At 65.9% G+C, this 22,146-nt stretch carries 20 protein-coding genes, 4 tRNA genes and 1 pseudogene; 13 read left to right on the top strand and 12 right to left on the bottom strand.

Going from position 1 to position 22,146, the window contains the following annotated elements; translation table 11 throughout:
- Window positions 1-2: 2 nt before the first annotated feature.
- A complete protein-coding gene (locus ACFVH2_RS11360; protein WP_378424492.1) occupies window positions 3-578 on the bottom strand; it encodes a TetR/AcrR family transcriptional regulator in 576 nt (191 codons plus the stop codon).
- Between the two features lie 73 nt (window positions 579-651).
- Here ACFVH2_RS11360 and ACFVH2_RS11355 point away from each other — a divergent pair, with 73 nt between their 5' ends.
- Window positions 652-1,521, top strand: a complete 870-nt coding sequence (locus ACFVH2_RS11355; RefSeq protein WP_378424490.1) for an alpha/beta fold hydrolase — start codon at window positions 652-654, stop codon at window positions 1,519-1,521.
- 293 nt (window positions 1,522-1,814) lie between these two features.
- Here the strand turns inward: ACFVH2_RS11355 and ACFVH2_RS11350 are convergent.
- The 5 genes from ACFVH2_RS11350 to ACFVH2_RS11330 all read right to left on the bottom strand — a co-directional run bounded on the left by ACFVH2_RS11350 (window position 1,815) and on the right by ACFVH2_RS11330 (window position 4,263).
- A tRNA-Phe gene (locus ACFVH2_RS11350) sits at window positions 1,815-1,891 on the bottom strand.
- 37 nt (window positions 1,892-1,928) lie between these two features.
- Window positions 1,929-2,002: transfer RNA gene (locus tag ACFVH2_RS11345), tRNA-Asp, on the bottom strand.
- Window positions 2,003-2,088: 86 nt separating this feature from the next.
- Window positions 2,089-2,161, bottom strand: a tRNA-Glu gene (locus tag ACFVH2_RS11340).
- An 80-nt stretch (window positions 2,162-2,241) separates the two neighbouring features.
- The gene (locus ACFVH2_RS11335) at window positions 2,242-2,988 is read right to left on the bottom strand and encodes a ScbR family autoregulator-binding transcription factor (protein ID WP_378424488.1); all 747 of its coding nucleotides are present in this window, start codon (window positions 2,986-2,988) and stop codon (window positions 2,242-2,244) included.
- 252 nt (window positions 2,989-3,240) lie between these two features.
- Window positions 3,241-4,263 (bottom strand): magnesium transporter CorA family protein, encoded by a 1,023-nt coding sequence (locus ACFVH2_RS11330; protein WP_378424486.1) that lies wholly within the window; start codon window positions 4,261-4,263, stop codon window positions 3,241-3,243.
- A gap of 204 nt (window positions 4,264-4,467) precedes the next feature.
- Between ACFVH2_RS11330 and ACFVH2_RS11325 the strand changes: the two genes are divergently transcribed.
- From ACFVH2_RS11325 to ACFVH2_RS11315, 3 genes are all read left to right on the top strand, one after another.
- Window positions 4,468-4,917, top strand: coding sequence for a MarR family winged helix-turn-helix transcriptional regulator (locus tag ACFVH2_RS11325; protein ID WP_378424708.1), 450 nt, complete (start codon window positions 4,468-4,470; stop codon window positions 4,915-4,917).
- On the top strand, window positions 4,914-6,317 hold the full coding sequence (locus ACFVH2_RS11320; protein WP_378424484.1) for an MFS transporter: 1,404 nt from the start codon (window positions 4,914-4,916) through the stop codon (window positions 6,315-6,317). Before ACFVH2_RS11325 ends, ACFVH2_RS11320 begins: the two co-directional genes overlap by 4 nt.
- A gap of 15 nt (window positions 6,318-6,332) precedes the next feature.
- Window positions 6,333-6,405: transfer RNA gene (locus ACFVH2_RS11315), tRNA-Lys, on the top strand.
- 215 nt (window positions 6,406-6,620) lie between these two features.
- Here the strand turns inward: ACFVH2_RS11315 and ACFVH2_RS11310 are convergent.
- A pseudogene (locus ACFVH2_RS11310) lies at window positions 6,621-7,670 on the bottom strand (tyrosine-type recombinase/integrase); the annotation flags it as partial.
- 110 nt (window positions 7,671-7,780) lie between these two features.
- Window positions 7,781-8,320: a hypothetical protein gene (locus ACFVH2_RS11305; RefSeq protein WP_378424482.1), complete on the bottom strand. Its 540-nt coding sequence runs from the start codon at window positions 8,318-8,320 to the stop codon at window positions 7,781-7,783.
- A gap of 517 nt (window positions 8,321-8,837) precedes the next feature.
- Here ACFVH2_RS11305 and ACFVH2_RS11300 point away from each other — a divergent pair.
- The 8 genes from ACFVH2_RS11300 (at window position 8,838) to ACFVH2_RS11265 (ending at window position 17,347) form a co-directional block, all read left to right on the top strand.
- The gene (locus ACFVH2_RS11300) at window positions 8,838-9,101 is read left to right on the top strand and encodes a hypothetical protein (protein WP_378424480.1); all 264 of its coding nucleotides are present in this window, start codon (window positions 8,838-8,840) and stop codon (window positions 9,099-9,101) included.
- Entirely contained in the window at window positions 9,098-9,445 is a 348-nt protein-coding gene (locus ACFVH2_RS11295) for a hypothetical protein (RefSeq protein WP_378424478.1), read from the top strand. The genes ACFVH2_RS11300 and ACFVH2_RS11295 overlap by 4 nt, the downstream gene beginning before the upstream one ends.
- Window positions 9,442-9,768, top strand: a complete 327-nt coding sequence (locus ACFVH2_RS11290; protein WP_378475704.1) for a hypothetical protein — start codon at window positions 9,442-9,444, stop codon at window positions 9,766-9,768. Before ACFVH2_RS11295 ends, ACFVH2_RS11290 begins: the two co-directional genes overlap by 4 nt.
- Window positions 9,765-10,955, top strand: a complete 1,191-nt coding sequence (locus ACFVH2_RS11285; protein WP_378424475.1) for an AAA family ATPase — start codon at window positions 9,765-9,767, stop codon at window positions 10,953-10,955. The genes ACFVH2_RS11290 and ACFVH2_RS11285 overlap by 4 nt, the downstream gene beginning before the upstream one ends.
- A gap of 217 nt (window positions 10,956-11,172) precedes the next feature.
- Window positions 11,173-11,712: a hypothetical protein gene (locus ACFVH2_RS11280; protein WP_378424473.1), complete on the top strand. Its 540-nt coding sequence runs from the start codon at window positions 11,173-11,175 to the stop codon at window positions 11,710-11,712.
- An 84-nt stretch (window positions 11,713-11,796) separates the two neighbouring features.
- Window positions 11,797-12,048, top strand: a complete 252-nt coding sequence (locus ACFVH2_RS11275) for a hypothetical protein (protein WP_378424471.1) — start codon at window positions 11,797-11,799, stop codon at window positions 12,046-12,048.
- A gap of 3 nt (window positions 12,049-12,051) precedes the next feature.
- Entirely contained in the window at window positions 12,052-16,539 is a 4,488-nt protein-coding gene (locus tag ACFVH2_RS11270) for a tape measure protein (protein WP_378424468.1), read from the top strand.
- Window positions 16,540-16,600: 61 nt separating this feature from the next.
- Entirely contained in the window at window positions 16,601-17,347 is a 747-nt protein-coding gene (locus tag ACFVH2_RS11265; protein WP_378424466.1) for a hypothetical protein, read from the top strand.
- 139 nt (window positions 17,348-17,486) lie between these two features.
- On the opposite strand, the gene ACFVH2_RS11260 is transcribed toward ACFVH2_RS11265, so the two are convergent.
- Entirely contained in the window at window positions 17,487-18,245 is a 759-nt protein-coding gene (locus ACFVH2_RS11260; RefSeq protein ID WP_378424464.1) for a hypothetical protein, read from the bottom strand.
- Window positions 18,246-18,340: 95 nt separating this feature from the next.
- Between ACFVH2_RS11260 and ACFVH2_RS11255 the strand changes: the two genes are divergently transcribed.
- A complete protein-coding gene (locus ACFVH2_RS11255) occupies window positions 18,341-18,670 on the top strand; it encodes a helix-turn-helix domain-containing protein (protein WP_378424462.1) in 330 nt (109 codons plus the stop codon).
- A 576-nt stretch (window positions 18,671-19,246) separates the two neighbouring features.
- Here the strand turns inward: ACFVH2_RS11255 and ACFVH2_RS11250 are convergent.
- The 3 genes from ACFVH2_RS11250 to ACFVH2_RS11240 all read right to left on the bottom strand — a co-directional run bounded on the left by ACFVH2_RS11250 (window position 19,247) and on the right by ACFVH2_RS11240 (window position 21,817).
- Window positions 19,247-19,714, bottom strand: coding sequence for a hypothetical protein (locus tag ACFVH2_RS11250; RefSeq protein ID WP_378424460.1), 468 nt, complete (start codon window positions 19,712-19,714; stop codon window positions 19,247-19,249).
- 120 nt (window positions 19,715-19,834) lie between these two features.
- Complete coding sequence (locus ACFVH2_RS11245) at window positions 19,835-20,038, bottom strand: helix-turn-helix domain-containing protein (protein ID WP_378424459.1); 204 nt, start codon at window positions 20,036-20,038, stop codon at window positions 19,835-19,837.
- Between the two features lie 333 nt (window positions 20,039-20,371).
- On the bottom strand, window positions 20,372-21,817 hold the full coding sequence (locus ACFVH2_RS11240; RefSeq protein WP_378424457.1) for a DUF1254 domain-containing protein: 1,446 nt from the start codon (window positions 21,815-21,817) through the stop codon (window positions 20,372-20,374).
- Window positions 21,818-22,146: the final 329 nt, after the last annotated feature.

Here is a 22,146-nt window from a genome sequence, read left to right as displayed (position 1 = left end):
CGTCAGCCCGCCGCGTCGAGCAGGACGGCGGCGGCCGCGCGCGCCTGGCGGGCCGGGTCCGGCGATCCGGTGATCGCCGCGATCGCCATGGCCCCGTTGGCCAGGATCGCCAGCTGGTCCGCGAGCGCGGCCTGCGCCCCCGCCGCGGCGACCAGCTCGCGCAGGCAGGCCAGGAAGGCCGCCTTGTGGGTGCGCGCGATCCGAGCGACCGAGTCGTTGACGCCACCGAGCTCGCCGAAGGTGTTGATGAAGGTGCAGCCGCGGAAGTCGTCGCGGCGAAACCACGCGTCGAGGTAGTCGAACACCCCCAGCACCCGCTCGCGGGGATCGCCGTACGGCTCGAGGAAGGCGGCGAGCTCCGCCCGCACGGCCACGTCGTGCCGGTCCAGGACGGCCTCGACCAATCGATCCTTGGACGGGTAGAGCTGGTAGAGCCGTTTGAGCGAGACACCGGATCCGGAGCGGATCGCGTCCATCCCGACCGCCTGCACACCGTGTTCCTTGAACAACGCCTCGGCCGCGTCCAGCAGCCTGGCGTCCGCGGTGTCCGCGTCCATCTCCATCACACCCCTTGCCATGAGAACCAACGTTCTCTAAGCTACACCCCACGAGCGAGAGAACGCTCGTTCTCACCTCGAACGAGGAGCGACCATGTTCACCTTCCCCACCCGGTACCGCACCGAGTCCATCGACGGCCAGGAGGTCTTCTACCGCGAGGCCGGAGACCCCGCGAATCCCACCCTTGTTCTGCTGCACGGCTTTCCGAGCAGCTCACACATGTATCGAAACCTGATTGCCGAGCTCGCCGACGCCTTCCACCTGGTCGCCCCCGACCACATCGGCTTCGGGCGGTCCTCGATGCCCCCGGTCGACCGATTCGACTACAGCTTCGACCGGCTCGCCGCGGTGACCGCGGCCCTGCTCGACCGGCTCGGCCTGCAGCGATTCGCGCTGTACGTCCAGGACTACGGTGCACCGATCGGGCTACGCATCGCCCTCGACCACCCCGAACGCGTCACCGCCCTCATCACCCAGAGCGGCAACGCGTACGAGGAGGGCTTCACGCCGTTCTGGGACGTGCTGTTCGACCATGCGAAGGACCGAGCAGCCAACGAGGCCCGGGTGCGCGAACTGCTCGAACCGGCCGCGACCCGCTGGCAGTACCTCCACGGCGTGCCGGCGGACAGACTCGACCGGATCGCGCCGGAGGCCTGGCTGATCGACCAGGCCGGCCTGGACCGGCCGGGCAACAGGGAGATCCAGCTTCAACTGTTCTGGGACTACCAGTTCAACCTCGACCGCTATCCCGCGTTCCAGGAGTACCTGCGCACCCACCGCCCACCGACGCTGGTCGCCTGGGGCCGCGGCGACGAGATCTTCGGCCCCGCCGGCGCGAGGGCTTTCGCCAGGGATCTGCCCGATGCCGAGATCCATCTCCTCGACGCCGGTCACTTCGCACTCGAGACCCACACCGAGGAGATCGCGGCACTCGTCCGCGACTTCCTCGGTCGCCACCACTGACGAACCCCGACCTCGAAGGGACGGCGCGCGGATGACCGACCACGGGACGCGAACCGATGCGGTGGGCAACGATTGGGGGGCCGCCCACCGCACCGGCGACCGCGGGATGGGGGTCCCGCGGGATCATCAGCCGTCCCCACGCGACTACCGGCCCAGTAAATCGCCTCAGTTAATCTTCCGCAACCTCGAACGTCGGGATGAGTCGATCGTCACACACCGATCCCCGACCGGCACCGACCTGAACGACGAAACCCCCGCCTCGATGTGAGGCGGGGGTTTCGTCTGAAGAATATTGGTGGCCAGGGCCGGGATCGAACCGGCGACCTTCCGCTTTTCAGGCGGACGCTCGTACCAACTGAGCTACCTGGCCGGGCGGCACCCGAACCGAATGCCTAGGCAATACAAAGCGACCCTGACGGGACTCGAACCCGCGACCTCCGCCGTGACAGGGCGGCGCGCTAACCAACTGCGCCACAGGGCCTTGCTACGAATGTTGTTGTCAGGCAACATTCGGTCTAACTTCCGGTTAGGAACTGTAGCAGGCGAACCCGCTACCTCCTAAATCCGTACCCCCTACGGGATTCGAACCCGCGCTACCGCCTTGAAAGGGCGGCGTCCTAGGCCGCTAGACGAAGGGGGCCCACCGAATCTCTCCGGTAAGTACCCGCAACGGCTGTCCGTTGGGAGCTGGGATAGCTTAGGACACTTGTTTCGGAAAACTCAAATCGGCTGGTCAGAAGCGATTTCTGGCGCAGAAAGGCGCTCGATCTCGGCGCCCGCCTCGACATCCACCCGCTCCGATTCCGACCGTGCGGCCGCAGCGTCGGCCTCGGCGCGGAGGTCCTGCCAGCCCTCCCGTCGCCACTGTGCCAGCCACTCCTCCGACGCCATCGCCTCCAGCACCACCGCGAAGGCCTCCTCGAAGCGCTCGCGCAGCCCCGTGCTGTCGGTGGTCATGTCGAGCATGTACCGCTGGCCGGCCAGGCAGGCACCCAGCACCCGACTGAAGACCGCGGGGTCGGCGTCCCGCCGCAGCTGCCCCTCACGTTGCGCCCGCAACACGAGTTCGTGTGCGGTGTGCCCCCACACCTGACTGCCGCCGGAGCGCACCTCGGAGTAGAACTCCGGCTCGATGATCAACCGGAACTCCGCCTGCACGATCGTCTCGGAGGCGAATCGATCGGCCAGTTCGACGATGATGGCGTGCAATACCTGGAAGGGATCCGCGTCGACCCGCCGCCAGCGGTCGGTCGACTCCGTGTAGCGCTCGAGTGCCGACGCGAGGACCGCACGGGCGAGATCCTCCTTCGACTCGAAGTGGAAGTACATCGCACCCTTGGTCGCGTGCGAGCCCTCGAGAATCGTGTTGACCGATGCGGCGGCGTAGCCGCGGCGGGCGAACTCCACCGCCGCCGCCTCTACGATCGCGGCGCGGGTCCGACGCGCGCGTTCCTGTTGACGTGCCATATGCGCTTGCCCTGCCTCCGAAACCTGCATAGTCGCCCCGACAGGTCACCAGAAGACCTCGTGTCAACCCTAGCCCTGATCGGGGCAGATCCGCTTCAGCGGACACCCGGTAGAGTGCCTACTCGCGAGTAAGTTACTACCCAGTGGAACACACCGAGTGGTATGATTTGTACCGGCTCGGGTGCGCGACAGGGGGTGCGCACCCGAGCCCCATCCGTCCACCGGCGGCGCCGTCCGCGGGCAGATCTGCCGTCACAACCAGTCGCGCCGTTTGAAGTTCCACCAGAGTCCGGCGGCGAGCGTCACGATCATGACGGCACTGAACCAGAACCCCGACTGCTGCCCGAATCCCGGGAACGGGATGTTCTGGCCGAAGTAGCCGGTGACCCCGGTGGGGATGGCGATGATCGCGGCCCACGCGGTGAGCTTCCGCATGATCTCGTTCAGCGAATTACCCTGCATGGCAAGGTGTGTCGCCAAAATCGACTCGATGGTGTCGCGCAGTCCGTCAATCCGCTCGGTCGCCCGGAGGGCGTGGTCGTACACGTCCTGGTAGTAGGGCACCATCGTCGCGTCCAGCACGTGCGCGCCCTGCCGCAGCAGCGCACTGAACGCCTCGTTCATCGGTAGCACCGCGCGGCCCAGCTGAGCCACCGCCTTCCGGAGCGTGAAACTGCGCAACTGCACCGCATTCACCCGCATGGAGCCGACCAGGAGGTCGTCCTCGAGCGCCTGGATCTGGTCGTCGAGTTCGTCGATCGCGACGAAGTACCCGTCGACCAGCGTGTCCACGACCGTGTGCAGCAGGAACCCCACGCCGTAGGTGGCCAGGTCCGGGTTGTCGTCCCAGTCGGCGAGGATCGGGTCGAGCGGCAGTTTGTCGTCCGAGCGGATCGTGATCAGCGCCCTGGCGAGGATGAACACCGACAAGCCGGTCGTGGCGAGCCGGTCGCTGGACGGGTCGAATCGCACCGCCCGCGCGTGCAGCAGGCTGTGGTCGCGGAACCGGACCAGCCGCGGTCGCTGCCTGCCCGAGATCGCACCTTCGACCGCCAGCGGATGCAGCTCCACCTCGCCGCCGATCAGCGGGCTCAGCGCGACGATGTCCGCGACCGACGGGGCGAGCAGGTCGATCCAGATCAACGCGCGCTCGTCGGACCGGTACGCGGCGAGCTTCTCGACAGGGAGGTCGGTGCCCGCCAGGACCCCGTCCCGGTACAGGCGGTTTCGGATCTCGCAGGACACCCGGGCCCGCTCGACGTCCGATTCGTTCATCACCCCTCCCGCCGCACGACTACCGCCATCATCGCCCGAGGCCGACCGGATGTCCGGGATCTCGACCGCGACCTGCTGAGCCGAGTGGCCACAAACTCAGGTCAAATAGAAAGTATTGCTGTCTATATTCGACGCAATCAGCATCTAGTCCCGGCAAACTAGTCAGTTACACTAACATTATTATCAGACTCCCATGGAGGTGGCATCGACGTGACCGACACGCGATCGGACGACTCGGCCGTCCAGTTCCGCGAGGACATCGCCGCCTTCTTCCGCCGGCTGCGCGCCCAGCGCGCCGAGCACATGCTCACGCCGACCCAGCTCCAGGCCCTGGGACACCTCGAGCGCGGCGGCCCGATGACCGCCGCCGCGCTCGCCGCCCTCGAACAGGTCACCCCGCAATCCATCTCGCGGACCGTCGCCCTGCTCGAGGACGAGGGCACCATCACCCGACAGCCCGATCCCGCGGACGCCCGGGCCAGCCTGATAAGCCTCACCGACCACGGCCGCGACATGCTCCTGGCCGACCGCGAACGACGCACCCGCTGGCTGGCCGACGCCCTCGACTCCGAGTGCACCGAAGCCGAGCGTGAACTCCTCTTCATCGCCGGACGGATCCTGCGACGCCTCGGCACCGGGGAACCGCGGTCGTGACCGCACGGCCCGACGCTCTCGTCGCCGAGCACACGCGGCCGGTTGCGGTCCCCCGTCGGCTGAGCGTCGGCCTCGGCTCCGGCACCATCCTGCAGGGGCTCAACTCGTCGATGATCGCCGTCGCCATCGTGGCGATCGGCCAGCACTTCGGCTCCGCGTCGGGCACCGCCTGGGTGATCTCCGCGCTCTACATAGCCACAGCCGTCACCGCACCCACCGCTGGCAGGCTCGGGGCGGTGCTCGGCGCGCGCCGCGTCTACCTCGGCGGGCTCGTGCTCATCGCGGTTGGCGCGGTCGCAGGCGCCCTGGCCCCGAGCCTGGGCTGGCTGATCGCGGCCCGGGTGCTGCTGGGCATCGGCACGGCCACCCAGTACCCCACCGCGATGACGATCGTCCGGGAGTACGCGGATCGCCATGGCGCACAGCCCCGTTCCGCGATCGCGACGCTCACCGCGTGCGCGCAGGTCGTCGTCGCGCTCGGTCCGACGCTCGGAGGACTGTTGGTCAGCACCCTCGGCTGGCAGTCGATCATGTGGGTGAACCTGCCGCTCGCCGCGCTGAGCGCGGGGTGGGTGCTCTCCGTCGCCGACCCCGACGGCCCGCGCCCACGCGGCGGCACGGGTGCCGAGCTCATGCGCTCGCTCGACCCGGCTGGGATGGCACTGTTCCTCGCGGGCACCGCGACCCTGATGTTCTTCCTGCTCTCGCTCACCACCGCCGCCTCGCGGTGGCTCGCCCCGGTCTCGGTCCTCGTCTGGGCGGCGTTCGTCTGGCGGGAGGCCCACTGCGCGACGCCGTTCATCGACGTGCGCGCACTGGCCCGCAACCGGATGCTCAGCACGACCCTGGCCCGCACACTGGCCACCTACACGGCCTTCTACTGCATCTTCTTCGGGCTGCCGCAGTGGCTGCAGGGTGCGCGCGGCATGTCCGCCTCGGCCGCCGGCCTGATGATGCTCCCGATCGCCGGCATCGGCGTGTTCGCGACCATGATCGCGTCCCGGGTCTACGGCCGATACGGAGCGCGACGCACGATGCTGGCGGGAACCTGCGGACTCACGATCGGCGGCCTGCTGCTCGCGTTCGTCGAGACCTCCACCGCTCCGGTCTGGTCGATCCTGCTGGTCGCCGCGATACTCGGGGTCCCCAACGGCTTCAACAACATGGGCAACCAGAACCTGGTCAACGCATCGGCCAGTGCACGCGACGTCGGCACCGCGATCGGCATGTACCGCACCATCCAGTACGTCGGCGCCAACCTCGCGGCGGTGGTCATCGAGGTCGCCACGCACGGCGGGCCCAGCGACGCGGGCCTGCACCGCACCGGCACGGTGATCGCGACGATCGGCGCGATCCTCGTCGTGGGGGTGCTGTTCTCGCGGACGCTGCGGGACCACTAGACTTCTGCACCGCCCGCCCCTTTAGCTCAGTTGGTAGAGCTACGGACTTTTAATCCGCAGGTCCTCGGTTCGAGCCCGAGAGGGGGCACCGCACTGACCAGGCATCGCCTGGTCAGTTTGCGTTTGAGGGGCTTTCGGATTTCGGCCAGTGGTCACCGAATGGTCACGCGGCGCCTGGGAACGCCCCGTTCGCGGCACCAAGGACGCGGCCGCTTCGGCGGCCTGTGCACCCACCCCACCGAGGAGGTGGGAGTAGGTGTCCGACGTGATCGAGATTGAGGAATGGCCGAGCCGCTTGGACACGACCGCGATCGGGACGCCGGCCGCCAGCATGAGACTCGCCTGTCCGTGCCGCAGATCGTGAAGGCGGATCGGAGGTAGGCCAGCACCCTTGGCGAGGCGATTGAACGCGTCTGTGACGCGCTGAGGCGGCAATGGCGTGCCGTCCTCGCGAGCAAACACCAACCCGTGATCCAGGTAGCCACTCCCCCACTGCTCGCGCTCGGCATCTTGGGCGAACTTCTGCGCCAGAACAACCCCGACGGTCTGCTGGTCGAGATCCACGACTCGGTCCTCGCCGCTCGCCGTCTTGGGCCTGCCGAACTGGAACTGCCGATGCTCCTCGGCGCAGTACGGGCAGGCGAGCCCTGTGCCGTCCACCTCGACGAGCTGCTGCCGAACGACGATCACGCCGCGAACGAGGTCAACGTCGTCCCATCTCAAGCCGCAGGCCTCGCCGCGACGAAGCCCGGTCATCGCCATGACCTCGAAGAGCGGGCCTAGGCGGTCGCTTGACGCGTAATCGAGGAACTGACCAAGCTCGGCCGCTTCCCACGGCCGTACCTTGGGACGCGTTGCTCGCGGCAGTTCGAGGTTCTCCGCCGCGTTGAATCCGACCAGGTGCTTTCGCTTGGCAGACGTGAGGGCACTTCGGAGCGTGGCATGAACCCGGCGGATCGTGGTTGCACTGAGGGGCTTCGGGTTCCGCCGCTTCCCCTTGCCGATCTTGTCGTCCTTTGCCAGAGCGGCGGGCGGCTTGGCGATGTCCCGCAGCATCTTCTCGACATGCTGGGCGCGCAGATCGCCGAGCCGCAGGCGCCCGAGATGTGGAACGAGGTAGGTGTTGATGTGCTGCTCGTAGCTGCGGAGGGTCGTCGGCCTGATGCCGGCGGCCCGCTTCGCTTCGAGCCAGGACCGCAGGTACGCCTCGACGGTCAGGCGGTCGTCGTGGGCGATCTGGCCCGTGCTGACGTCGGTCAGGAACTTCGCAAGGGCCGCCTCCGCATCCTCGCTGGTACGGAACCCGGACTTCCGGACCTGGCGCCGCTTGCCCGTGACTGGATCGTGGCCCATGTCTGCGACGAACACCCAGGAGCCATGGGGCTTGCGGCATGCTTTCCGCCGGCCCCGACTGTCGTACTCAACTTGGCACTTACATCGCTTCGAGACGCTGCCCTTCATGACTATTCCCCGCTGCCCTTCGGTGGGCCCGCCGTGTAATCGGGCTCCGACTTCCCGACGAGGTGGTCAAGCACCCGACTCGTGGTGTCCCAGCTCTTCTCGAGTCCTGGAATTGACTCGCTCGCGAGCCGCGAGATCGCCCGAGCGTTACCTAGGGCCTCCGCGATCCGGTCGAGTTGGTCGAGCACCTCATGCTGGAGCAGCGTCGGCATCGACTCATCGCCAACACCTCCGGGCTGACTCATCATCCGTGCCTCAATCGATGTGCCGCTCGGCATACTGATCGACTCGACCCCGGCCTTTGGCTTGAGGAGATCGCCCACGGCGATTCCGAGTACAGCCGCGAGTGCGACAAGCTCAACTGCGGCGAATGACCGCTCCCCCTTTTCTGCGGCAGAGACGGCCTGTCGACTCCAGGACTTCTCCAGATAGGCCCCCAGTCGCTGCCCCAACTCCTCCTGCGTGACCTCCTTGCCGTCCTCGCTCGGGAGCTCCTTCCGTAGATCCCGCACACGTTCTCCGATCAACCGCTCGATTCGCACTCGAAGCCCTTTCGCTTACCCATTGATGTCCGATCCAGAATGACATGACGGATAGAGCTTGACAAGTTCGCGGAGTCCATTCTAGTGTCGCCTACAGAATGACTGTCCGATACACAGTGACGGACGCGGGCCTTGAGAACTCCATACAGCGCACGAAGTAGATACGGGAACCCATCACACACAGCCTCGGGTGGGTGCCCACACCGCAGAGAGGCCCGCAGGTTGGCGGGAGGAGCACACCTTTGCGAGGGAACGAGATTCGGGCGCTCTCAGACCAACGAACCTAGGAGGAACCAATGCAACAAAGTTCGATCCGGGACGAACTCCTGGCGGCTGCTCCAACCGTCCCTCTGTGGCCGACCGCTGGTCGAGCTGTCGGCATCGGTCGGAGCGTCACATACAACCTCGCAAAGCGCGGCGAGTTCCCGGTCAAGGTCCTGCAACTCGGTTCGTCCTACCGAGTGGTGACCGCAGATCTGATGCGACTCCTCGGCATCGAAGACGCAACGACGGCCGCGTGATCGAGGCAAAAGAAAAGGCCCGGGGTGCAACCCGGGCCAGGAACCCCCACCTCACCAAGGAGTTGATTCAAATGAAGGGTATCACCAGGCATCTGAAGTCCGTCGAGATTTTCGCGCCCGAACCGCAGCCCATAGGTCGCCCACTGCGTCTCGTCACCGCAAGCTTCGGCCCTGCCGACATTGCTCAGTTGCAGGGCATCGCCGGCACACCCTCCCGGTACGCGCCGCGGCGCCTCTTCACCACTGGCGGTGTGGCATGAGCGAATTCAGTCTCGCCGATGTTCTCGGTATCCGGTTCGAGGACCCATTCGGCGCCCGCCAGATCACCGTGGAATCCGGACACACGCAGGTCGAGATCGGGATGCTCGTCCACATCGACGGCGTCATGCACGTCGTCCCGAAGCATGGCATCACCAACACCGAAACCGGTGTTCTGCACCAATTCGCAGAGGGCGCTTACTTCGACAACCCGGAAGAGGACCCGTCATGGAGCCACTCCGTGGTCGACGGCGTGGCTCGCTGGACCGCGTACGTGTCGGCGGTCTACCCCCGTACGGCGATTGCCACGACCGCAGCAGAACTCATCGACGAGGTGGCAGCGTGAGCAGCCCCCGACTCGCCGAGATCCGCCGGCGCCATAAGGCAGCGCAGCGCCTCGAACCGATCGAAAGCACCTGCGGCCACTGGCATCAGGACCCGCTTCGGTGCCCCGGCGTCCGCGCCGTCAGCCACCGCACCGGCCCGCGACTCCAGGGAAAGCCGGGTCTCGACGTCGACGTGGTCCGCAGGACAGCGCGAGTGCTCATGGAGCGCACCGGGTTCCCCGGCTTGTACCCCATTGAACTCGTCCGCGAACTGTGGATGCGCGGAGGGGAAGACCGAGAGTTGGCCGAGAAGATCCACGCTGCCGGAGGCGCCCGCCTATGAAGGCAATTCCGCAAGAATGCAAGCGCTGGGAGGACGGCAGCCCCGTCTTTGACCTCCCAGACGGAACCGAGGGCGGCTATTACGAGTACATGGCCGCCCTCGGGCTGAGCCCCAATGGGCCCGAGGACGCGACGCTGCCGCCCGCCCGCGTTCCCCTCAAGGATCGCTTGCTGTCCGTGGCAGACCTGGGCAGCATCGGGTCTGTCGAGCCGCTGGTCGAGGGTGTCGTCTACCGCGACACCCTCGCCCAGCTCTCCGGCGCACCAGGCTCGTACAAGTCGTTTGGCGTCGCTGGGCTCAGCATCGCCCTGGCCGTAGGCGAGAACTGGGAAGGCCACCGAGTCCCCCGCGCCGGCAAAGTCGTGATTGTTGCCGCCGAAGGTGCAACCGGCCTGCGTGCCCGCATCCTCGCGTACTGCGAACTGAGCGGCATTGACCCCGACCGTCTCAATGGGCAGCTCTACGTCCTCCCCTGTCCCATCCAGCTGGGAAACGTTGTCGACGTTGACGACGCGATCGACCTTGTGCGAGAAGTTGGTGCAGACCTGCTCGTTCTCGACACCCGGGCCCGCTGCACTGTCGGGCTCGAAGAGAACTCGGCAACCGAGCAGGGAAAGGCAATTCACGCCCTAGAGAAGATCCAGGCGGCCGCCAACTGCGCAGTGCTCAGCGTCCATCACAGCGCCCGCAGCGGCACCGCAGGCCGCGGCTCGAACTCCTGGGACGGGGCGGTCTGGTCCGACCTTCGCCTCGAAGGGTCGGATCTCATGGCCAAGCTTCACGTCGAAAAGCACAAGGACGTGCCGGCAGGCATGGATTACCACTATCGACTCGTCCCGCACACCGTTTCATCTGCACTGATGCCCGAAGCGGACGAGCAGCAGCGCCAAACACTGGTGTTCGTGCAGGCCGACAGTATGTCCGGAAATGGAGTCCGGACAAACCTTCTCGCGGCCGACAAGAACGCGACTCGGCTCCTGGACATACTCCGAACAAAGCTCACCTCAGACGGACTCTCCGGCAGTGCGATTCAGGGCATCGCCGAAGGCGAGGGCATGAAGCGCTCTGCCTTCTACGAGGCGCGGAAGCTACTGGTAGACCGCGGTTCGCTCAAGAACATCGGCACCGAGAAGCGCACGCATTTCGTGCTCACCGCGTCCGCGCTCGCGACCGGCAGTGAGGGCTGATGTCCGAATGTCCGAACTATGTCCGCCGTATGTCCGCACCACCGCCGAATGTCCGTCCGCTCTCTCTTCTCTTAGGAGAGCGGACGTTCGGACATACCGAACGAGACGGCGGACGGCAACGAAGGGTTGACACCAAATATCCACACCCCACCAAACGTGCGCAGTCCGCAATGTTCCTCGCGGGCGCGCACGAGAAGAACAGGAGGCCAACCACACCATGGCCACACCGAAACTGACCCCAGAAGTCCAATCGAAGATCCGCGAAGGCCACGCCGCCGGCCGTTCACTGAACTCGATCGCCAAGGAACTCGACATCAATCCCTCGAACGTGAGCCGCTGGGCCAAGCGCGAGGGGCTGATCTGGTCCGGCACCCCACATGCCTCGACGGTCGTGCGAGAGCGCCTGGCCTACAACCGCCTTCTGCTCGCCGAGGCCGCTCTCGCTGATGCGCTGGCGATCCGTGAACGGCTCTGGGACAAGCACGAAGTCGTCGTGAGCAGTCCGGCCGGCCCGCAGCGGGTGACGCTCGATCTGCCTGATGCGAAGGCGACAGCCGAATATGCCGCGGCCGTCGAGCGGCTTGTGAAGACGCACTCCGTGATGTCCGACTTCGCAGGCGGCTCGCTGGTCGATCACGCCAAGTCGACGCTCGACCTGCTTATGACGCAAATGACCCAATGGGCCGAACGGGACATCGCAGAGAACGGCGATCCATTCGCTGGAGACCCTCACTCACACGCGGGTCGGGAGGTGTGACCACTGCGTGACCACGCCGAGCTTGACCAGCATCAATACCCATTACATCGGATTCCCAATCCGCAGGTCCCCGAGGAGGGATGTATGACCGATCCGCTATCAGCAGTACTGAATACCGGCTGCCTGAGCGCTCTTACCGCCATCGCCGCACAAGACATCGACGGCTTGCGACTAATGCTCGACGTCATGTCGAACGACGAGGTGCATTTCCTTGCGCGCACGACAGTCGAAATGGCCGAAACCCTCGATCGCCTCATCGAGCAGCTAGCCGAAGAGCTGGCACGAGAGGCGGACTGGCGCGGGTTCCCCACCGCACCGGCCGCCGTGGAGGGCTGAGCAATGGCATTGCATGTCGGAACCATCTACGCGGAACTCAAGCTTCAGGACGGTGCGTTCACTGCCGGCCTCGCGCAGGCGAAGACGGGCATGGAGCAGACGGCCCAGCAGGCCGGACGCGCCGGCGATCAGGCGGGCAAGAACTTCGGCACCAAACTCGGCGCCGGACTCAACGGTGCCGCCGCGCAGGCGGGCCAGGCCGGCGCGAAGGCAGGCAGCAACTTCGGCGGCGGCCTGTCCGCGGCCGTCGATCGCACCACCCGGCAGGTCGGCAGCAAGGCCGCCGCCAACCTCGGGCAGGCGGGCGACCAGGCAGGGCGCACGTTCGGGCAGAAGTTCTCCGCCTCAGCATCGTCCAGTCTGCAGTCCGCGAGCCGGGAGCTGTCCTCCCGGCTCGGCAACACCTTCACCCCATCCGTGGCAGGCATCGGCGTAGCAGCGGGTGCGGCGCTCGGCGGCGCGCTGATGAAGGGCTGGTCACGCCTCACCGCCATCGACGACGCCAAGGCGAAGCTGTCCGGCCTGCACAACTCGGCCGAGAACGTGTCCGTCATCATGGGCAACGCCATGTCCTCGGTGAAGGGCACAGCGTTCGGCATGGATGCCGCTGCCACCACCGCTGCTGGTGCCGTAGCCGCGGGCATCAAGCCTGGCAAGGAGCTCGAGCGGGTCCTCAAGCTGACCGGTGACGCCGCGACCATCGCGGGTGTCGGCATGGGCGAGATGGGCGCGATCTTCAACAAGGTGGCCGCGTCCAACAAGATCCAGGGCGATGTCATCAACCAGCTCAACGACGCTGGCATCCCCATTGTGCAACTTCTCGGCGCGGAACTCGGCAAGACCGCCGAGGAGACCATCAAGATGGCCTCCGACGGCGAGGTCGGATTCGCGGCGTTCGCCAACGCGATGGAGAAGGGCCTCGGTGGCGCGGCACTCAAGTCGGGCGAGACCGTCTCCGGCGCGATGAAGAACATGGGCGCCGCGGTGTCCCGCTTCGGAGCACTCCTCGCGCAGCCGGTATTCACAGCAGCGCCCGTCGTCTTCGGCGGCATCACCGAAGGCCTCGACGGCGCCGGCAAGGCCGTCAAGTCTGCGGGCGGCATGTTCTCCGGGCTGCCCGCCCCGGTGCAGAATGCTGCACTGGCGTTCGCTGCGTTCAAGGTCGGCTCCCTGGCGCTCGGCTCCTCCCTCGGCGGGAAGCTGACGAGCCCGCTGCGGGAGGCCGCGGCCGGGGTCACTCGGGTTGTCACCGCGACCGGTGGCATCGCGCAGGCCGGGCAGCATGGTGCCGTCCAGATGGGCCGGTTCGGGTCCAGCATCTCCGCTCTCGGCCAGCACGCCCCGGTCATCTATCGGATGCAGGACTCGTTCATGAAGGCCGCCGTGGGCGCGGATCGGTTCGGCCGCACCGCGGGCATTGCGTCCGCCGGCATGACGGCGATCAAGTCCGCCGGGTCCGGGCTGGTCAGCTTCCTGGGCGGGCCGTTCGGCATCGGCCTCATGGCCGCCGCCGCCGCAGTCGCCATCTGGATGCAGCGCACCGCGAACATCAAGAAGCACAACGAGGAACTCGGCACCGCAGCCAAGGGCGTTGCGACCTCCCTAAGCGAGATCGGCTCCGCAACCACCTTGTCCGCAGACGAGGTAGCCAAGTATGGGCAGCAGGCCGGCGCCGCGGCGCTCGAACAGGCGAAGATGGCCGTCTCCGGCAAGTCTCTCGCCGAAACCCTCAAGGACATCGGCGTCAACGGTGCCCTCGCCGCTCAGGGTCTCGCTGGGAACAAGAAGGCCGCCGAAGACACCCTCGCCGCCCTGAAGGCCAAGGCGGATGCAGAGGCCGATCAGTACAAGGATCGGGCGAGCAACTCCGGCTTGGAGCAACTGAACAACGTCCTCCACGGCCGCCCCGCCGAAGACCGCCCAAAGTCGGAGGCCTGGAAGGACTACCAGAAGCTCCTCGACGAGGTGAAGGCTCAGCAGGACGCCATCAAGCGGGAAGCCGAGAATGGTGGCTTCAAGCTCAACGTCGCGGAGGATGGCACCGTCGCCCTCGGTCGCATGGCCGAGGCGATGAAGAAGTTCGAGTCCAACACCGCGGGTGCGGCATCGTCGGTCGACATTCTCGCCAAAGCACTCCAAGGCCTGACCGACGACGAGTTCACCACGCACGACGCTCAGGCCAAGGTGAACGCCGGCTGGCGCGAGATGAAGGAACTCGCGGGGACGCTCGGCAACGTAGGCCTCGACAAGTCCGGGCTGATCGACACCGCCACCGCCGAAGGCGCCAAGGCGGACAGTGTCGTCCGCGCCCAGTCGGAGAACTACAAGCAGCTCGCCGCGTCCATGTTCGAGGCCGGGGTGCGCGGTAGCCAGCTCACCCAGGCCCTCGAACCGCAGTACCAGCAGTTCCTCAAGTCCGCGGAGGCTATGGGCCTGACAAAGGCGCAGGCCGAGTCTGTCGCGAAGGAGCTGGGCCTCATCCCCACCGACACCACGGCCAACGTCAACGTCAAGATCGACGCGAACGCGAAGCAGACCGTCGACGCGATCGGAGACCAGTTCAAGTCGTTCGACGGCAAGACCTCCACCATCACGGTCAAGTCGATGACGGAGGAGGCGCAAGGGCAGCTCACCTCCCTCGGGTGGACCGTCGAGCAGATCCCCGGGTCGAAGGAGGTTCGCCTCACCCCCAAGACTGCCGAGGCGCAGGCGGCGTTTGACACGTTCCGCGGCACCATGTTCGACATCCCGGCCGTCAAGGCTGTCACCATCGAGACCCCCGGCTATCAGGGCGTGATGGCTGGCCTCGGCGAACTCGGCATCAAGGTGCACTCGGACAACGAGAAGCACATCGTCATCGACGACAACAGCCCGGAAGTTCGCCAGCGACTCGCCGAGCTGAACGTCAAGACAACCACGCTCAAGGACGGCACCGTTGTCATCTCCGACAACAGCATCGACGTCCGAAACCGCATCGACCGCGAACTCAACGGCAAGCAGACCCAGAGCACCCACACCGTAGCGGTGAAGGTGATCGGCCGCGCCGACGCTCTCCGTGAGCAGGGGCTACCGACCGACTTTGTCGGCCCGGTGTACCAGCGGCCGCAGCAGGCCGACGGCTCGATCCGTCAGCGCGCCGACGGAATGCTCGACACCGCGCACATCGCTCAGGGTCGCGGCCAGGGCATCGTCACCCGGTCGCCACTCGGCCCCGTCCAGTACGCGGAGGGCGAGACCGGCTGGGAAGCGTTCATCCCCGGCGCACCGTCCAAGCGGGGACGGTCGACGAACATCCTCCGCGAGACAGCCCGCCGCATGGGATTCGGTCTCGTGAAGATGGCCGATGGTGGCACCCGCACCGGCTACGCATCCGCCATCGTCACGGAGGCGTACCGACGCGGACTCGACGACAAGGCAGCCAAGATCGCGCTGGCGACCGCGCTTGTCGAGTCGAACATGCAGATGTACGCCAACAACGCGGACCCCGAATCGCTGAACTACCCGCACGATGCTGTCGGTTCCGACCACGACAGCTCAGGGTTGTTCCAGCAGCGCAACAATGGGGCGTGGGGCACAATCGCCGACCGCATGGACCCCACCCGCAGCGCGGGGATGTTCTACGACCAGCTCGCCCAGATGGACTACCACTCCATGGACGAGGGTGCCGCCGCGCAGGCGGTGCAGAGGTCGGCATTCCCCGGCAAGTACGCCGAGCGCATGGTCGAGGCACAGGAGCTTCTCGACGAAGTCAAGGCCTACGGTCCAGAGTCGCTCGCCGAAGCGCAGCGCAGTAGCGCATCAACCTCATCCGAGGATGGTCAGCCGGTGTATGTCACCAACTGGCCAACCGGCATGGGTGGATCGCTTTCCGATGCGGTGACAGCAGTGCAGTCGGCGCCCGTGCCGCCGATCGCGGTGGGCGGCACCGAAGCTGGCGGCCCGGCACCCGCGGGCGCCGGCGGGTCGGAACCGCTCGCCAACGCGATTGACGGGATCAGGTCGCTCGTCGAGCGCGGCGACTTCACCCCGAACCTGCGGGATGCGACCGGCCTGGAGGAGGATTCACCGCTCGTCGCGGCGGTCCTCGACATCCGCAAGGCCATCGGGATGCCCGCAGGCGGGCCACTGCCCAAAGGCCAGCCCGGCACGGAGTTGGAGCGGGCGGCACGCGACAACCCGCCCACGGTCGACGCCGAAAAGGTGAAGACACCGCAGCAGCGGATGGCGGAATGGGCCGGCAAGGCCGGACCGGACCTGCTCGAAGGATTTGGCCTCCCCAAGCCCGGCGGGTTCCTTGGCGCACTCATGGGGCCAGAGGTTCGCGACGCCGCCAGCAAGTTCGCCGGGAATGTCACCCAGGGCGCTCAGCAGTCGTGGCGGCCGGGCGTGCAGATCGACAACCACATCACCGTCGCAGATCAAGACCAGCTTCGCCGCTATGAGGAACTCGTCAAGCGACTACTTGCGCAGTACGGAGGTGCCATGCCGTGACACTGAACATCTCCATCCCCCTCTAAACCACTGCACCACAACAACATCCAGGAGAACCCCTATGAGCATCATCGAGAACATCCCGTCGACTGAATCCGCCAGCCCAATCGTCCAGGACGCTCGCGAGGCACTCGACGCCCTCGAAGAACGCCTTCGGAACGGTGACAGCACCGTCACGCCGGCGGCGCTTGGCAAGGTCCGCGACCAGCTCGCCCACGCCGAACTTGTCGCCGAGGCAGAACAACGGGCCGCCGAGGCCGCCAGGCGGGCGAAACTCGACCAGGAGGCGGAGCAGTGGGCCACCAATCTCGACCGGCACAACACAAACGATCTCGCGGCCCTGCAAGCTGCATACGTGGGATTCGTTGCCGCGATCAGCGAGTTCCGCGGGCGGCTCAAGTCCTACGCCATCAAGGCCGATGCTCTCGATATGACCCGCGAACGACTGAACCGGGCGGGCCTCGACCTCGCCGGGACCGCCCGCAGCTTCGATCACAACGAGTACTGGAACTTCGCCGTGAACGAGTCGGAGCGTGGGTACCACGCTGATCGATCGATCCGGTTCGACTCCGCCGGCAATCAGATCGTGTACGCATCCCATGCGCTGCATGACGAAGAAGCGAGCGCGAAGTACGCCCAGATGCAGGCCGAGTGGGTCTCCAGCCAGGCCGAACGCGACCGACTGGCGGCCGAGGAAGACGCAGAGCGCAGGCGGCAGACCGACGCGAGGCAGGGGGCCGGCTTCACGGAACCTAATGCGGGTGGCGTCCGCAGAAATGTCCTGCCCGCCCCGCACTTCGCCAACTGACAACTGGGACGCAGTCGGAGTCACCTGATCTACCGAGGGCCTGGAAGCCCGCATCGGCCACTCGCCGGCATGGGCTTCCATGCCTCAGGTAGGCGAAGGGCTCAGCTGGACACTGGAATTCAATCCAAATGCATCGTGACTATGGCTCACGAAACGGCGGAAACACCTTGTCGACTTTCTCGATAACCATGTCCATATTCAGTATGAAGTCATCGATCGCGGACTTCCGAAGATCCTCACCGCTTGCAGACAGTGCGACGTCAATTTCGCTAATGAGGCTCAGCAGCTCGTCTGTCGATTCGGCACTCCCGATGACGTCGGTACGGTCGAACACCATCTTCAGACTCGGGACGGTTCGCTCCGCAAGAACATGCGCAAATGTCGAATCGCAGATCGGAAGCGCTCTCGCGCCAATCCGCGGCTCCGCTCGCATCCACATGACACTGGCGTCCAGACTTCGCGCCGACCTAAATTGCTCGTCATCGAACTTGAACGCGGCCTCTCTTACGAGATCAACGAAGTTGATGCTGACCTCGCAGATCGTATCCATGATGTCGGCGCAGTACCGCATACCTTCGCTGCGCCGTTGAATCTCAAGGGCTATCCGTCGCTGCCGCTCGACTTCCCAGTTTCGCCGCGCTTGATCGACGGCGGAGCGAGCCTCTATCTCCTCCGCCTCTCGTCGCGCCGACGCCGACTCATAGAGCGCGAGCCCGATTCCAGCAAGGGTAAGGAGTCCGGTGGCCCAGGCCGCGAAGGCGCTGACTCGGTTCGAGTTCCACTTGTCTGTGAATGCAAGTACTGCCACTGAGACGATCCCGAGAATAAGCAGCGCGATGGTGACTGTCAGCCAGATCGGCTCTAAGTACCTAGACTTGCGGTCTTTCTGGTTGGGCATCGCTGCACAGTAGCCGCACCACCAGACAGTGCCCCCTGGGTAGGCCGAAGCTGAACCCAGCGAGGAATAGTGGCCAACACCTCACGGTCCTCAAGATGTCACCACAGTTCAACTTCCCCGAAGCACAAGGAACACCCGCCGCGAACACCATCGGGACGATGGATGCCGAACCGACTTCCGCATTGACCTTCACTGTCGCGGACGGCGCCTTGCGCCTCGGCGTCACCGAGCACTGGTACCTGCGCCAGCTCCGCGCCCGAAAGCTGCCGGGCCACAAGATCGGTCGGCAATGGCGTCTGACCGAGGGGGACCTGCGGGAGGCGCTGGAACTGACGGCCGTGCCCGCGGTCGCCGCATCCGCCGACCCCGCCGGCCTCACCCCAACCACCCGACGCCGCATCACCCGAGGGCGAGGTGCCCTGTAGTGCGATCCGAACCGGGCCCGAGCGCTTTGTTCGTCTGGTATCGATACGTGACAGCCGCCGGCAACGTGCCATGGCTCAACAGAGGGGGGCGGCAATGTCGTCGCAGCTATTCCAATACGGGTACGAGGATGTCGAGATCCCTGAGATTGGTACCCGTCGTGTCCGAAAGTCGCATCTCGTCGACGTTCGGATGGGTCAGCTAGTAGGCGCAATCCTCATCGCGAACCTCCTGACGGCGCTAATTGTCGGGCTTGTTGTTGCACTAGTCGTGGCCTAGTCGGTCCACCGGGCGCGCTGTGGCGCCGGCCCGGCACATGGCGGCGTGAACACCACAGCCCCGCATTCGCGGCAGTAGTGGGTGCGGTGCCCGCCACGGGGCGAGCAGGCGCACTGCTGCCACCCGACGAGGACCCGGTTCGCGCCGAGCTCGTGTCCATTCGGGCAGCGTTCAGGCGATGTCTCGACGAGCTCGGCCATGCCCTTAGCCTAGCTCCGTTTCGCACATTTGTTCGATACTCGCTAGGGTTCTCGTCGCGGGTGGGTGGGGGTGGAAATTCCAGGAAGCACTGGCCCGCGCTACGCTGCCGGCCGCGTTGGAAGGTCAGTCATCGCCTGCTTCAAGACCTCCTTCTTGCGAGCGATGCGGGTGCGACGAAGCTGGTAACTCGCAAATGCGAAGGCGACGCACGCGAAGACTGTGACTTCGGTGAGCCCGTACCTCCGCGAGTCGGGTTCCGTAACAATGATCCAGATCAGGTTGGCTACAAGTGCACCTTCAGCAATGGCGAACATAACCAATTGGAGAATCCTCGGCGCCCGGAGGTCATCCCTCACCGCAACCTTAATAATCTGATCGTGAATGTGGCGCTCGAGCACCCGCTTGGCAAGACTGTCATCAGCCAATTTCTGTGCCAGTTCAGCATCTCGGCGCAGGTTCTCGCGTGTATCGCGGCCGGTGTTTCGAGCGGCTATGAGTGCTACGACGACGGTTGCGAATGCGGCTACTAGGCCAACAATCAGCGACGCCAGGGCGGTACTGTTCATCCGCTAATGGTGCACGGTGCTGCCCCTAGGCGTGAACCATCAACTAGCTACGGTCGGACGACATGCGACCGATGCCCTCGGCCGCCGATGTGTGACCGAGGGCATCGATACGCGCTTGTCCTACCGCGTCGCTACATCCGCCGGCGCCTTCTCTTCGGTGACGACCTCGAACAGGTCGTCGAAGGTGAGGTGCGGGAATGCGGCGAGGAGTCCGGCGATGAACTTTGCGCCGGGTTCGGCGTGGCCCATGAGGGTGCGGCTGACGGAGGTCCAGGAGATGTCCATGGCTTCGGCGAGCTGGGTTTGGGTGATGAAACCCGACATGGCCATCTACTTGAGGAGTTGTTCCTTACGAAGCTTAATGACGGCGGGCACGCGGGCTCCTCTGCTGTCTGGCAGCAGGCCGGGCGCCCGCTGCGCGATGCGGTCACGCGGTGGTCACAGACGATCCGTGTGACCGCATCACTAGGCATCATGAACCGCACTGGGCAATCCCGCTGACCAGCACGATTCACACCTGGGCGTCACCCCTCATCATCAGGCGTCACAGGCTGGTTCTGACTTTTAATCCGCAGGTCCTCGGTTCGAGCCCGAGAGGGGGCACCGCACTGACCAGGCATCGCCTGGTCAGTTTGCGTTTGAGGGGCTCCTTCGACGTCAGCCGAGGGGCTCGAACTCTCCCAACTTCCACGTCTGGTCGAACCACGGTTCGAGTGGCCCGTAGAGACGGAACAGCGGGAACCAGGACTTGCCGGGCAGCGTCTCGACCCAGTTCGACTCCCTGCCTTCCGGCGGGGTCGGGCCGAAGTACAGGTCGTACGAGCCGTCCTCGTTCTCGTCCAGTTGGCCGGAGTTGCTCGCCACGGCGGGCCAGATCGTCGACGGGACCTGGATCAGCGATCGGGTCTGCGTGTCGTAGACGTCGACCGACCAGAAGTTCTTCGCGGGCGGGTTCGGGTCGACGTGCAGCCGATAGCTGCGGCCGCCGTCGAGCACCGCGCCCCGCGCGTCGTGCACCGTGTAGGCGTAGGCCGAGCCTGCCCCGACCTTGGCGTGCGCCATCGCCGGCGTGATGACCGTGGCGATGTAGTGGAACTGCGTCCGCGCGTCGAGAAGTCGGGCACCGTCGCGCAGGAACTCGTGACTGCCGCCGACGAAGGCGTTGTTCCACGACCCGTACAGCGAGGCCTGCGGGTCCCGCGGGGCGTAGGACAGCGCCCGCGCCATGCCGGCGCCGATGCGTGCCGCCTGGTCGAGGATGCCGCGCATCCGGTCGTCCGGATCGAACGGCTGACCCTTGACGATTCCGATCGCGGCGAGCTGGCCGGCCCGTTCCGGGTCGAGCGCCTCGGCCGGCTCCTCCTGGACGAGTTCGTCGATCTCGAAGAAGAACGACAGGTCGTTCGCGTGGACCGTGTTGAAGGGCGGCTCCTCCACCCAGTTGACCCACTCGTTGGCGCGAGGGGAAGCCGCCTCGCCGAGCGGGTAGATCCGAGTCTTCTGCATGTCGGGAACACCGCCGAGTGCGCGCAAGACCACCCAGTTCGTGTAGGTCGGGCTGCGCAGCACGAAGTAGCCGTCCGGCACCTCGCCCGTGTAGCCGGGCGGGAGGAACAGGTAGTTGCCGCCGAGGCCGTGGTCGGGGCCGGGGATCCCCATGTCCGTGACGTAGCGGAACCAGAAGTCGTCGACGACGCACATCGAGTTGGGCGGCGCCTCGACCACCGTCGGTCCCCATGCCTTCAGATCGAGGAAGGTGGTGCCGTAGGTGGTCTCGGTGTTCGGGGTCAGGGCGAGGCCGCGCGAGTTCGCCCGTGGGTCCGAGTAGCCGATGATGCGGGGCGAGTCGATGCCGAGCGTGCGCAGGCCGCGGCGGAACGCCACCAGCGATGCACCGGGAACGCAGTTGAGGAACACGTCGATTCCGCGGATCAGGTCCAGGGCGTCGTAGATCGTCGACACCGTCTCGGGCAGCGGGACGCCGTCGAAGAAGTCGAGTCGACCGAACGGGGTGTCAACGACATCCGGCGAGGAGATGGACTCGATCGCCGACGCGAGCTCCGCCGAGCTCGACCCTGGTCCGGAATTGCCGTGAATCGTCATTACGCAATGCCTCCCCACAAGACTGAACGGTTGTGCTGCCACGATATGGACCCGTCTCGGCTCGCGCCTCATGCGTTCCGGGTGAGGCGCCGCCCCCGACGCGACCCCTAGATGTGGCGCGCGTCACGCTGCCACCTGGGCCGACCGGCGCCGAACACCCACCACCGATTCACGGTTACTCATGCGTACTCCGCTGCACCGCAAGCACATTGCCCTCCATTAGGACGAACGTCCAACAGCCGCACCGGGTCCCGTGCCGCGAGCGGCGATTGGGTAACGCTTTAGCGTCACCTGACGACTGGGTTTCCTGAACGGTGGTCTCGTCTGAT

It is taken from the genome of Rhodococcus sp. NPDC127527, from assembly GCF_042672245.1.
In the GTDB taxonomy this organism is placed as follows: Bacteria; Actinomycetota; Actinomycetes; order Mycobacteriales; family Mycobacteriaceae; genus Rhodococcus_G.
This window is presented reverse-complemented; position numbering and strand designations above follow the sequence as displayed.